The organism is Amycolatopsis sp. SID8362, from assembly GCF_010550475.1.
Classification (GTDB): Bacteria; Actinomycetota; Actinomycetes; order Mycobacteriales; family Pseudonocardiaceae; genus Amycolatopsis; species Amycolatopsis eburnea.
Map to the genome: position 1 here is coordinate 1 of NZ_JAAGNB010000689.1, position 11,515 is coordinate 11,515.

The following is an 11,515-nucleotide window of genomic DNA, read 5'->3' on the forward strand; positions in this document are numbered from 1 at the left end:
CGGTGTCCTGGCCACCGACCCGGGTGGCCGGCTCGCCGCCCCGCGGGCGCACCGGACCCTGCCCGGGGTGCTGCGCGCCGGGCAGGCGGGGGAGGTCATGCAGGCGTCGGCGGCGGGTGCGGAGCAGCGTGATCCCGTCGCGCTGCGTGATCACGCGATCGTCGAGCTGCTCTACGCCACCGGCATCCGCGTGTCCGAGTTGTGCGGGCTGGACGTCGGCGGGGCCGACTTCTCCCGTCGTGTCGTCACGGTGCTCGGCAAGGGCGCGAAGGAACGCGTGGTCCCCTTCGGCGTCCCGGCGGCGGCGGCGCTCGCCGACTGGATCGAGGAGGGGCGGCCGAAGATCGTCGCGGAAAGCGGTGGTGACGGCGCCGAACCCGCGCTTTTCCTCGGTGTCCGGGGCAAACGCGTCGACCCGCGGGCGGTGCGGCGAGTCGTGCACGACGCCGTCACGGCGGTGCCCGGAGCGCTCGACATGGGGCCGCACGGCCTGCGTCATTCCGCCGCGACGCATCTGCTCGAAGGGGGCGCCGATCTCAGGAGCGTTCAGGAACTGCTTGGTCACGCTACGCTTGCCACGACGCAGCTCTACACTCATGTGACCGTCGACCGGTTGAAAGCGATCCATGACCGAGCGCACCCCAGGGCCTGAGGCGGCCCCGGGGGTCTCGCCGGGGTCGCCAGCAGCGGGCCCGGCGGCGCACGCGCATCCGCACGAGCACGGAGACGACACTGAGCCGCATGCCGAGAACGACTGTGCAATGACCGCAGGACCGCACGTGACCGAAGCCGCCGGAGTGACCACTCACGGTGAGGCCGCCGCGCCCGCGGACACCCGGGCGGGCTACGACGTCGACGCCGGGATCGCGGCGCTGTGGCGGCAGTTCGCCGACAGCCCGGACCAGGCGTCGCGCGATCGGCTCGTGCTGCACTACGCCCCGCTGGTCAAGTACGTCGCGGGCCGGGTCGGCACCGGTCTGCCCACCCACGTCGACGTCGGCGACCTCGTGCAGTCCGGCATCTTCGGCCTCGTCGACGCGATCGAGAAGTTCGACCCCGAGCGCGGCCTCCGCTTCGAGACGTACGCGATGCAGCGCATCCGCGGCGCGATCCTCGACGACCTCCGTTCGCAGGACTGGGTGCCGCGCGCGGTCCGCAGCAAGGCCAAGGAGGCCGAGCGCGCGATGGAGCGCCTCGGTGCCCGCCTGCACCGCACCCCGACCGACGCCGAGCTCGCCGCCGAACTCGGCATCGGCCTCGACGACCTGCGCGACTTCTACGGCCAGCTGCAGCTGACCAGCGTCGTCGCGCTGGAGGACCTGGTGGCCGCCGGCAAGGACAGCGGCTCCCTGGTCGACACGCTGCCCGACGACGACGCGGTCGACCCGGTCGCGGTGCTCGTCGACCAGGACAACCGCCGCCAGCTCGCGCAGGCCATCGCGCAGCTCACCGAGCGGGACAAGATCGTCGTCAGCCTCTACTACTTCGAGAGCCTGACCCTCGCCGAGATCGGCAAGGTCCTCGGCGTCACGGAGTCGCGGGTCAGCCAGCTGCACACCCGGGCCGTCATGCGCCTGCGCGCGAAGCTCGTCGAGCAGACCGGCACCTGATCATCCACCACCTCCCCACGCCTTGAGCCGGTATTCGCCGACCTCGCCGGTCAGGGCCAGGGGATCGACGTACTCGTCGCCGCGCCGCACGCCCCAGTGCAGGCAGGCCGCCACCGGGCAGCCGGGGTGCCCGGCGAGGACGGTCCCGAGGACCTGACCCCGGTAGACCTGCTCGCCCACGGCCACCTTCGGCTCGATGGGCTCGTAGGTGGTGCGCAGCCCGCCGTCGTGGTCGACGGACATGACGGTCCGCCCGGCGACCGGGCCGACGAACACCACGACCCCCGCGTCGGCCGCGAGCACCTCCTGCCCGGGCGCGGCGGCCAGGTCGACCCCGCGGTGCCCGGCGCTGTAGGGCGTTTCGGGGGCGTCGAAGTACTTCGCGACCACCGGAACGGGTGATAGTGGCCAGGACAGCCGCGGCTGCCGTACGTCCCGGGGCGGCAGCGGCCGTGACTCCGCGCGCACCAGAGCCGCCCGCGAGGCGAGCAACGGTGGCGGCCGAGAGCCGGCCGGCGCCGCGGGCAGGGGCGGCGGCCACGGCCCGTCCGGTGGCGCGGGCAGGAACAACGGCGAAGTCGGCGGAGGCCCCGGATCGGCGACCGGCGCACCGGCTATCCCCAGCTCCACAGGCTCCGCGGCCGCGGAGGCGACCACTCTTCCGGGTCTCTCGTAAACCGGATCCCGGGCCGGCGCCATCGCCGTCCCTATCCCACCTCCCAACCCCACGCAAATCGCCACGACCAGCACGAACACCATTCCGGACCAGCCCGGCGACAGCCGCCGGGAACGCTTGATCGACTCCATGTCCCCAGCGTGCGGCACCGGGGGCGCCCGTGGGGGAGCGATGGCGAATCTGTGGATAACCGGACCCGATGTGGACAACTCCCTCGCGCAATCGCCGCCGGTGGGGGGCGGGGTGGTGGGAGGGGGTAGAATCTTTTGCGCGGTCCGCGTGAGCGGGCTGACTTCGCGTGCACGTGCGCGTCCCCTTCGATTTTCCACGCGGGGGAGACGCACGGGGTCCGGCGGTCCCAGGGGTTCCTCAAGCACCTCGGGGTCCGGACGCCGCCACGGGCACCAGGGCGAACGGCCACCCGGCCGGGAGCGACAAAACCGAGCCGCGCGCCGGCCAACGAACGGCGCGCACTACACAGAAGAGGTGTGATTCCGGCAATGGCCGTCGTCACCATGAAGCAGCTGCTCGACAGCGGCGTGCACTTCGGGCACCAGACCCGTCGGTGGAACCCGAAGATGAAGCGCTACATCTTCACCGAGCGCAACGGCATCTACATCATCGACCTGCAGCAGACGCTGACCTACATCGACCGTGCCTTCGAGTTCATCAAGGAAACCGTCGCGCACGGTGGCACGATCATGTTCGTCGGCACCAAGAAGCAGGCGCAGGAAGCCATCGCCAACGAGGCCGCGCGCGTGGGCATGCCCTACGTCAACCAGCGCTGGCTCGGCGGCATGCTGACCAACTTCCAGACCGTGCACAAGCGCCTCCTCCGCCTGAAGGAGCTCGAGTCCCGCGAGCAGACCGGCGGCTTCGAGGGTCTCACCAAGCGCGAGATCCTGACGCTGACCCGCGAGAAGGACAAGCTCGAGAAGACCCTCGGCGGTATCCGCGACATGGCCAAGGTGCCGAGCGCGGTGTGGATCGTCGACACGAAGAAGGAGCACATCGCCGTCGGCGAGGCTCGCAAGCTGAACATCCCGGTCGTCGCGATCCTGGACACCAACTGCGACCCGGACGAGGTCGACTACCCGATCCCGGGCAACGACGACGCGATCCGGTCGGCCGCGCTGCTGACCAAGGTCGTCGCCGAAGCCGCGGCCGCCGGCCTGATGGCGCGCTCCAGCCGCAACGGAGCGTCGGCCGACACGAAGCCGGAGCCGGGTGTCGCCGCGGACGAGCCGCTGGCCGAGTGGGAGAAGGAGCTGCTGACCGGCTCCGAGACCGCCGCCGCCGACGCGACCGAGGCCGCTGCCGCGACCGAGGCCGCCACCGAGCAGGCGACCGCCTCCTCCTGATGTCAACCCCGCCCGTGCGGCCGGCTCCGGCCGGCCGCACGGGCGTAGCACCCTCCAAGGCTTACGTACCTGAAAAGGACGGATTTACCAGAATGGCGAACTACACCGCCGCTGACGTGAAGCGCCTGCGCGAGCTGACCGGCGCCGGCATGATGGACTGCAAGAAGGCCCTGGAAGAGAACGGCGGCGACTTCGACAAGGCCGTCGAGTTCCTCCGCATCAAGGGTGCCAAGGACGTCGGCAAGCGCGCCGAGCGCGCCACCGCCGAGGGCCTGGTCACCGGCGACGGCGGTGTCCTGATCGAGCTCGACTCCGAGACCGACTTCGTCGCCAAGAACGCCGACTTCCAGGCGCTGGCCGCGAAGATCGTCGAGGTCGCGAAGACGCTCAAGACCTCCGACGTCGAGGCACTCAAGGCCGCCGAGCTCGAGGGCAAGACCGTCGCCGAGGTCGTGCAGGAGCTGTCGGCCCGCATCGGCGAGAAGCTCGAGCTGCGCCGCGTCGTGGCCTTCGAGGGCCAGACCGCGACCTACCTGCACCGCCGTGGCTCCGACCTGCCGCCGGCCGTCGGCGTGCTCGTCGAGTTCACCGGTGACGACGCCGAGGCCGCCCGCGGTGCCGCCATGCAGGTCGCCGCGCTGCGCGCGAAGTACCTGACCCGCGACGAGGTCCCGGCCGAGATCGTCGAGAACGAGCGCTCGATCGCGGAGAAGACCGCCCGCGAAGAGGGCAAGCCGGAGCAGGCCATGCCGAAGATCATCGAGGGCAAGGTCAACGCCTACTACAAGGACAACGTCCTGCTCGAGCAGCCGTCGGTCAAGGACAACAAGAAGACCGTCAAGGCCCTGCTCGACGAGGCCGGCGTGACGCTGACCAAGTTCGCGCGGTTCGAGGTCGGCCAGGCCTGACCCCAGGCCAGGGCGTAGGTTTCACACCCACAGTGCCCCGTCTCCGTCCATCGGGGACGGGGCACTGTCGGGTCCGGAGAAGTAAATGCACGGTCGAGGGGCCTAGGAGGCGACATAGATGGGTGACCGGGTCGAAGGTGGCTACCGGCGGGTGCTGCTGAAACTGGGCGGCGAAATGTTCGGCGGTGGTTCGATCGGCGTCGATCCGGATGTCGTCCACTCGGTCGCGCAGCAGATCGCCGACGTCGCCCGCACCGGCGTCCAGGTCGCGGTCGTGATCGGTGGCGGCAACTACTTCCGCGGCGCCGAGCTCTCGCAGCGCGGTATGGACCGCGACCGCGCCGACTACATGGCGATGCTGGGCACCGTGATGAACTGCCTGGCGCTGCAGGACTTCCTGGAGAAGGAGGGCCTGCCCACCCGCGTGCAGACCGCCATCACGATGGGCCAGGTCGCCGAGCCCTACATCCCGCGCCGCGCCGAGCGGCACCTGGAGAAGGGGCGCGTCGTGATCTTCGGCGCCGGGGTCGGCATGCCGTACTTCTCCACCGACACCGCGGCGGCGCAGCGGGCGCTCGAGCTGGGCTGCGAAGCCGTGCTGATGGCGAAGGCCGTCGACGGCGTCTACACCGCGGACCCCAAGAGCGACCCCACTGCCGAGATGTTCCGCGAGATCACCCACCGCGAGGTGCTGGAGCGGGACCTCAAGGTCGCCGACGCGACGGCGTTCAGCCTCTGCATGGACAACAACATGCCGATCATCGTGTTCAACCTGCTCACCGAGGGGAACATCGCCCGCGCGGTGAGTGGTGAAAGAATCGGCACGTTGGTCAGCACCCCCGCCGACGGGGTGCCGGCCTAGACCTGCTGGGATCAGCAAGCGCCACCCATCACAACAACGGGAGTAGCCGTGATCGACGAGACCCTCCTCGACGCCGAGGAGAAGATGGAAAAAGCGGTGTCCGTCGCCAAGGACGAGCTGACGTCGGTACGCACCGGGCGGGCTTCCTCGACGATGTTCGCGCGGATCGTCGTCGAGTACTACGGCTCGCCGACCCCGCTGAACCAGCTGGCCAGCGTGAACGTGCCGGAAGCCCGGATGGCGCTCATCAAGCCCTACGACCAGACGCAGCTCGGCGCGATCGAGAAGGCGATCCGGGAGTCGGACCTCGGCGTCAACCCGAGCAACGACGGGCAGGTCATCCGCATCGTCATCCCGCAGCTCACCGAGGAGCGGCGCAAGGAGATGGTGAAGGTCGCCAAGGGCAAGGGCGAAGACGCCCGGGTGTCGATCCGCAGCATCCGCCGCAAGGCCAAGGACGAACTGGACCGCATCGCCAAGGACGGCGAGGCGGGCGAGGACGACGTCGCGCGCGCGGAGAAGGAACTGCAGAACCTGACCGACACCTACGTGCACAAGGTCGACGAGCTGGTCAAGCACAAGGAAGCCGAGCTGCTCGAGGTCTGATGGCACAGGTGAGCGAGGAACGCGAGGACCGGGTGGACGCCACCGGAGAACACCCGGCGGCCGCGCCCGGGACGCCGGAGCCGGCGCACGCCGGCACCCCGGCCACGCCTGACTTCCCGGGGACGACCGGCGCGACGGCGGAGACGCCGGTCGTGCCGGAGACCTCGGGAACGGGCGCGCCCTCGGACCCGGCCGCTCCGGCGACTGGGGAAGCGACCCGGTCGTCGGCCGCCGAGGCTCCGGGTACCGAGGCTGCGCCGGAAGCCAAGAAGGCGTCCAAGGCCGGCCGGAACCTGCCCGCGGCCATCGGGGTCGGGTTGCTGCTCGGGGCCGCGATCATCGTTTCCCTGCTCACCGTGCGGTTCCTGTTCATCGGGATCATCGCGATCGCGATCGCGGTCGGCACCTTCGAATTCGCCGGGGTGCTGCGCCGGGTCGCCGACACCCGGGTCGCGATGATCCCGGTGCTCGTGGGCGGGCAGGCGATGATCTGGCTCGCCTGGCCGTTCGGGCGCGAAGGCGCGCTCACCGCGTTCGTCCTCACCGTGCTCGCCTGCCTGCTGTGGCGCCTGCCCGGCGGCGCGAAGGGCTACCTGCGCGACATCAGCGCGTCCGTGTTCGCCGCCGCCTACCTGCCGCTCTTCGGCGCGTTCGCGGCCATGCTCGTGCCGCCGTCGGACGGCGTCGGGCGCGTGCTCACCTTCCTGATCGGGGTCGTCGCCTCGGACACCGGGGGCTACATCGCCGGCGTGCTCGGCGGCAAGCACCCGATGGCGCCCACCATCAGCCCGAAGAAGACCTGGGAAGGCTTCGGGGGTTCGCTGGTCGGCGGGGTCGTTGCCGGCGCCCTGACCCTCAGCCTGCTGCTGGACGGCCACGTCTGGCAGGGCGTCATCTTCGGTGTCGCCATCGTGCTCACCGCGACCCTGGGCGACCTCGTCGAGTCGCTGATCAAGCGCGACCTCGGCGTCAAGGACATGGGCACCCTGCTGCCCGGTCACGGCGGCATCATGGACCGCCTCGACTCGCTGCTGCCTTCGGCCGTCGTTTCCTGGCTGCTGCTGTCGGCGTTCGTGCCGCTCGGCTGACCTGCGGTGGGAGCCGCAAGCTCCCACGCGAAAGGCAAAGGTTCGTGGACGGCCGAAGCTTCCGCGGGTTTGACTCGGGACATGGTCACCGAAACCCGCGCCCGGCTCGCGCTCTCCGCCGTCTGCCTGGGCTTCCTGATGATCACGCTCGACGCGACCATCGTGAACCTGGCGCTGCCCGCGATCGGCGCCGACTTCGGGGAGCCGTCGACGGCCGCGCTGCAGTGGGTCGTCGACGCCTACACCGTCACCCTCGCCGCGTTCCTGCTCACCTGGGGCGCCGCCGGTGACCGGTGGGGTTCGCGCCGGGTCTTCGAAGCGGGTGTCGCCGTCTTCGTCCTCGCGAGCATCGGCTGCGCGCTCGCCGGGGACGCCGGCTGGCTGATCGCCGCGCGGGCCGTGCAGGGTGCCGGGGCCGCCGCGTTGCTGCCGTCGTCGCTCGCCTTGATCGTCCACCAGTTCCCGGACGCGCGGGAGCGCGCCCACGCGCTCGGCGTCTGGGGCGGCATGAGCGGGGCGGGTCTCGCCGCCGGGCCGGTGCTCGGCGGGCTCGCCGTCGGCCTCGCCGACTGGCGGCTCGTCTTCGCCGTCAACGTCCCGGTCGGGGTCCTCGCCATCGTCCTGACGCGGCGGGCGGTCACCGAGCCGCCGCGGCGGGAGACGCACCTCGACTTCGCCGGGCAGGTCACCGGCACGGTCTCGCTCGCCGCGTTCGTCGCCGGGTTCATCGAGGCCGGGCACGCGGGCTGGGCCGCGCCCGCGACCCTCGCGCTGCTCGCCGCGGGAGTGGTGGCCGGCGCGGTGTTCGTGGCCGTGGAGAAGCGGCTCGCGGAACCCGTGCTGCCGCTGGGGACCCTGAAGATCCGGAACTTCCCGGTGGCCACCGGGATCGGCGGCCTGTTCAACTTCTGCCTCTACGGCACGCTCTTCAGCCTCGCGCTGTACCTGCAGCGCGCGTGGTCGCTCGGGGCACTGGCCGCCGGGCTCGCGCTGGTGCCGCTCACGGCGGTGGTCGGGCTCAACGCCTTCTTCAGCGGACGCCTGACTGGGCGGTCCGGCCCGCGCGGGCCGATGGTCGCCGGCGCGCTGGCCGGGCTCCTCGGCTCGATCGGCTTCGCAGTGCTGCCGGCCGACCGCGCGCTCCTGGCGTTCGCCGTCGTCTCGGTCGTCTTCGGCTGCTGCTCGCTCGCCATGCCCGCGATGACGTCGCTGGCCATGAACGCCCTGCCGGGCCAGGCCGGGCTGGCCGCGGGCGTGCTCAACGCGTCGCGCCAGACCGGAGGCGCGATCGGGGTCGCGCTCGTCGGCGCGCTGGCCCCGGCCGCCGGGATGTGGCTGGTGGCGGCCGGGTACGCGCTGGTCGCGGGGCTGGCGTTCGCCGCGCGTCAGTCGTCGTAGGGGTCGTCGACCTCGGCGCGGCCCCACTCTTCGGAGACGCGCGAGTGGTCGATCACGGCGAAGACGGCGCCCTCGGGGTCGGCGAGGATCGACATCCGGCCGAACGGTGTGTCGTACGGCTGGATCACGACGGTGCCGCCGTGCATGAGCGCCTCGCCCGCCACCGCGTCGGCGCCGCGGGCCGGGTCGATGTCGAAGTAGACGAGCCAGTGCGGCGGGGTGTCGAGGCTGTACTCCGACCCCATCACGTACCGGTACAGCACGGGCTCGTGCTCGATGAGCCATTCGACGTAGTCCAGGGACTCGCCGTCGCCGATCTGGTGGCTGCCGTAGGTGAAGAGCTTGGTGTAGAAGTGATCCGCCGCGACGCCGTCGTGGGTGTTGAGGTCCGCGCCGCTGAAGGTGTTGGGGATCCCGGTGACGAATTCCCAGTCCGGCGGTACTTCCCAGAACACCACCGGCGCGCCGCACGCGTCGAACGCGTGCAGGATGGTGCCGCGCTGGGGGATCGGCATCGGCCCGAGCGTCAGCTGCCCGCCGAGGTGCTCGACCCACTCGGCCGCGCTCGCGGTGTGCGGTACGGAAAGGTGGGGCATCCAGCCCAGCGGCGCGCCCTGCGCGGCGCGGTAGAGACCGCCGACGGGGAGGTTGTTCAGCGTCGCGATGGCGTAGCGGCCGTCGGACGTCGCCGGATCCCGTTGAGTGGTGTACTCCCAGCCGAAGAGGGCACCGTAGAATCTCTCCGCCACGGCCTGCTCGCGGCAGGCCAGCTCGATCCAGCACGGAATTCCGGCCGGGACCGGGGACGGGGTACTGGACGGGCCGATTGCCATGTGTGCTCCTCCCGATACCCACCGGATTCTAAGCGTGATCCGTGAGGTTTCCGCCAAGAATTCGCCACCGGGAGAGCACGGAAAGGCGACGAGGACCCGGAAGGAGCAGCGGGGTGCGGTGGTCGTCCCGGCGCGCGGAGGTCGTGCCGAGCCCCAACATCTGGTACTACCAGGCCGATTACGAGCGGGAGAACCGCGCGCAGGACAGCGGCGGCGAGATCTGGCGCGTGCTGCGCGAGGAATGCGACTGGGCCGGCCGGGACGTGCTGGACGTCGGCTGCGGGGACGGTTTCCACTTGCCCGTCTTCGCCCGTGACGCGCGGTCGGTGCTCGGCGTCGAGCCGCACGAGCCGTTGGTGCGAAGCGCGCTGAAGCGCGTCGCGGGACTGTCGAACGCGGACGTCCGTCTGGGCCGGGCCCAGCGGCTGCCGGTGCGCAGCGCGAGCGTCGACATCGTGCACGCGCGCACGGCTTATTTCTTCGGGCCGGGCTGCGAACCCGGGCTGGCGGAGGCCGAACGCGTCCTGCGGCCGGGCGGGAAGATCCTGATCGTCGACCTTGACGTGACCAGCGAGCCCTACGGCGGCTGGATGCGCGCCGACCTACCGCACTACGACCCGGCCGCGGTGGAACGGTTCTTCGCCCGCGCCGGGTTCGGCTGCCGCCGCGTCGCCACCGAGTGGCGTTTCGCGACCGCCGCGGACCTCGAAGCGGTGCTGAAGATCGAGTTCAGCAAGCCCGTCGCCGAACAGGCGATCGCGGAGTCCTTGCAGCGTAACGGGAATCGCGCCGAAGACCTGACGCTGCCGGTGGGCTACCGCGTCCACGCGCGGCGCAAGCCCACCGGCCTCGTCCTGCCTGGTCACTCCGCCGGCTCCGGCGAAGGGGACTCTTCCTCGTCCTCGCCGAGGATGCCGTAGAGCGAGCGCCGGGCGTCGTTGAGCACCTCGGCCGCGCGGGCCTGCTGGCTCTCGGTGCCCGCGCGCATGATCTGCACGACGGCGGCGGCGAGGTTCTTGCCCGCCTTGGCGAGCCCGACCTCGGTCGGGTCGACGTCCTGCGCGATCTGCTCCCACGGCGGGGTGCTGTCCTGCTGCTCCGCGGCGGCGCGGCCGGCGTCGGTCAGCTCGAACAGCTTCTTGCCGCTCTCGTCCTTGCTGATGACCAGGCCTTCGTCGGCCAGCAGCTGCAGCGTCGGGTAGACCGAGCCGGGGCTCGGCCGCCAGAAGCCGCCGGAGCGCTCGCCGATTTCGCGGATGATCTCGTAGCCGTGCCGGGGCTGCTCGGCGAGCAGCGCCAGGATCGCGGCGCGGACGTCACCGCGGCGGCTGCGCCGTCCGCCGTGACCCCGCCGGCCCGGGCCGTGACCGCGGCCGCGTCCACCGGGACCGAAGCCCGGGGGGAACTCGCCGAAACCACCGAAGGGCCCGAAGGGGGTGCGCCCACGCTCGTGGGCGAAGGGGTGTCGTTGCCTACGCATGTCTGTGTTCCTTTCTCGAACTGTTGCGACTGCTTCACGATATATCGGAAACAGTCGGAAGGCAACCCGCTGCCCGTGATGCCGCTCACGGAGCTTGAGAGCTCAAGTTCGGACGCATAGGGTAGGCAAGCCTAAAGACCTGTTAGCAAAGGTAACGACCAGTGCGGACCCGCTCGCTCCCGCTCACGGCCGGGCTGGTGGTCCTCACCGCGGCCGTGGCCGCCGCCGTGCTGCTCAGCATCGCCGTCGGCACCCGCGGCCTGAGCCCGGGCACCGTGCTCGACGCGCTCTTCCACTTCGACGCGGGCAACCCCGACCACCTCGTCGTCCGCGAACTCCGGCTCCCGCGCACGCTCGCCGGGGTGCTCGCCGGCGTCGCGCTGGGCCTGTCCGGCGCCGTCATCCAGGGCGCGACGCGCAACCCGCTGGCCGATCCGGGACTGCTCGGCGTCAACGCGGGTGCCGCGCTCTTCGTCGTCCTCGGCATCGGCACCTTCGGCCTCACGAGCGTCGGCGGGTACGTCTGGTTCGGCTTCGCGGGCGCGGCGGCCGCGGGCGCCGTCGTCTACGGCATCAGCTCGCTCGGCCGGGCCGGGGCGACGCCTGTGAAGCTCGCGCTGGCCGGCGCCGCGGTGACGGCGGCGCTCGGGTCGGTGACCAGCGTGCTCCTGCTCACCGACGCCACGACGTTCG

General features: G+C 71.3%; 13 protein-coding genes. 10 read left to right on the top strand and 3 right to left on the bottom strand.

The annotated features are described in order from the left end of the window. Positions 1-652 (top strand): tyrosine-type recombinase/integrase (locus G3I65_RS21045; RefSeq protein ID WP_160697625.1); only part of this gene is annotated, 652 nt, incomplete at its 5' end. A gap of 109 nt (positions 653-761) precedes the next feature. Next, positions 762-1,610 (top strand): FliA/WhiG family RNA polymerase sigma factor, encoded by an 849-nt coding sequence (locus G3I65_RS21050; RefSeq protein ID WP_160697626.1) that lies wholly within the window; start codon positions 762-764, stop codon positions 1,608-1,610. On the opposite strand, the gene G3I65_RS21055 is transcribed toward G3I65_RS21050, so the two are convergent. Next, positions 1,611-2,000 carry a M23 family metallopeptidase gene (locus tag G3I65_RS21055; protein WP_375336701.1) on the bottom strand — a complete coding sequence of 130 codons (390 nt, stop codon included), beginning with the start codon at positions 1,998-2,000 and terminating at the stop codon, positions 1,611-1,613. It abuts the gene before it with no gap. Between the two features lie 786 nt (positions 2,001-2,786). On the opposite strand from G3I65_RS21055, the gene rpsB reads away from it, so the two are divergent. The 6 genes from rpsB to G3I65_RS21085 all read left to right on the top strand — a co-directional run bounded on the left by rpsB (position 2,787) and on the right by G3I65_RS21085 (position 8,509). Beyond that, positions 2,787-3,647, top strand: coding sequence for a 30S ribosomal protein S2 (gene rpsB / locus G3I65_RS21060; RefSeq protein WP_125306581.1), 861 nt, complete (start codon positions 2,787-2,789; stop codon positions 3,645-3,647). Positions 3,648-3,739: 92 nt separating this feature from the next. Continuing rightward, positions 3,740-4,555 carry a translation elongation factor Ts gene (gene tsf, locus G3I65_RS21065; RefSeq protein WP_160697627.1) on the top strand — a complete coding sequence of 272 codons (816 nt, stop codon included), beginning with the start codon at positions 3,740-3,742 and terminating at the stop codon, positions 4,553-4,555. 118 nt (positions 4,556-4,673) lie between these two features. Then, on the top strand, positions 4,674-5,417 hold the full coding sequence (gene pyrH, locus G3I65_RS21070; protein WP_072480944.1) for a UMP kinase: 744 nt from the start codon (positions 4,674-4,676) through the stop codon (positions 5,415-5,417). A gap of 48 nt (positions 5,418-5,465) precedes the next feature. Next, positions 5,466-6,023, top strand: a complete 558-nt coding sequence (frr, locus tag G3I65_RS21075) for a ribosome recycling factor (protein ID WP_086855890.1) — start codon at positions 5,466-5,468, stop codon at positions 6,021-6,023. Next, a complete protein-coding gene (locus G3I65_RS21080; RefSeq protein WP_160697628.1) occupies positions 6,023-7,111 on the top strand; it encodes a phosphatidate cytidylyltransferase in 1,089 nt (362 codons plus the stop codon). Before frr ends, G3I65_RS21080 begins: the two co-directional genes overlap by 1 nt. An 81-nt stretch (positions 7,112-7,192) precedes the next feature. Next, entirely contained in the window at positions 7,193-8,509 is a 1,317-nt protein-coding gene (locus G3I65_RS21085) for an MFS transporter (protein WP_160697629.1), read from the top strand. Here the strand turns inward: G3I65_RS21085 and G3I65_RS21090 are convergent. Then, on the bottom strand, positions 8,497-9,342 hold the full coding sequence (locus G3I65_RS21090) for a VOC family protein (RefSeq protein WP_160697630.1): 846 nt from the start codon (positions 9,340-9,342) through the stop codon (positions 8,497-8,499). The two genes, G3I65_RS21085 and G3I65_RS21090, sit on opposite strands and share 13 nt — an antisense overlap. A 113-nt stretch (positions 9,343-9,455) precedes the next feature. On the opposite strand from G3I65_RS21090, the gene G3I65_RS21095 reads away from it, so the two are divergent. Beyond that, positions 9,456-10,262 (top strand): class I SAM-dependent methyltransferase, encoded by an 807-nt coding sequence (locus G3I65_RS21095; protein ID WP_160697631.1) that lies wholly within the window; start codon positions 9,456-9,458, stop codon positions 10,260-10,262. Here G3I65_RS21095 and G3I65_RS21100 read toward each other — a convergent pair. Further along, positions 10,205-10,822, bottom strand: coding sequence for a PadR family transcriptional regulator (locus tag G3I65_RS21100; RefSeq protein ID WP_160697632.1), 618 nt, complete (start codon positions 10,820-10,822; stop codon positions 10,205-10,207). The two genes, G3I65_RS21095 and G3I65_RS21100, sit on opposite strands and share 58 nt — an antisense overlap. A gap of 161 nt (positions 10,823-10,983) precedes the next feature. Here G3I65_RS21100 and G3I65_RS21105 point away from each other — a divergent pair. Further along, on the top strand, positions 10,984-11,515 hold a 532-nt coding region (locus tag G3I65_RS21105), incomplete at its 3' end, for an iron ABC transporter permease (RefSeq protein ID WP_160697633.1).

Coding starts and splice junctions, on each gene's coding strand:
- rpsB (WP_125306581.1), top strand. CDS start 2,787: ATGGCCGTCGTCACCATGAAGCAGCTGCTCGACAGCGGCGTGCACTTC.
- pyrH (WP_072480944.1), top strand. CDS start 4,674: ATGGGTGACCGGGTCGAAGGTGGCTACCGGCGGGTGCTGCTGAAACTG.
- G3I65_RS21050 (WP_160697626.1), top strand. CDS start 762: ATGACCGCAGGACCGCACGTGACCGAAGCCGCCGGAGTGACCACTCAC.
- G3I65_RS21080 (WP_160697628.1), top strand. CDS start 6,023: ATGGCACAGGTGAGCGAGGAACGCGAGGACCGGGTGGACGCCACCGGA.
- G3I65_RS21100 (WP_160697632.1), bottom strand. CDS start 10,822: ATGCGTAGGCAACGACACCCCTTCGCCCACGAGCGTGGGCGCACCCCC.
- G3I65_RS21090 (WP_160697630.1), bottom strand. CDS start 9,342: ATGGCAATCGGCCCGTCCAGTACCCCGTCCCCGGTCCCGGCCGGAATT.
- tsf (WP_160697627.1), top strand. CDS start 3,740: ATGGCGAACTACACCGCCGCTGACGTGAAGCGCCTGCGCGAGCTGACC.
- G3I65_RS21085 (WP_160697629.1), top strand. CDS start 7,193: ATGGTCACCGAAACCCGCGCCCGGCTCGCGCTCTCCGCCGTCTGCCTG.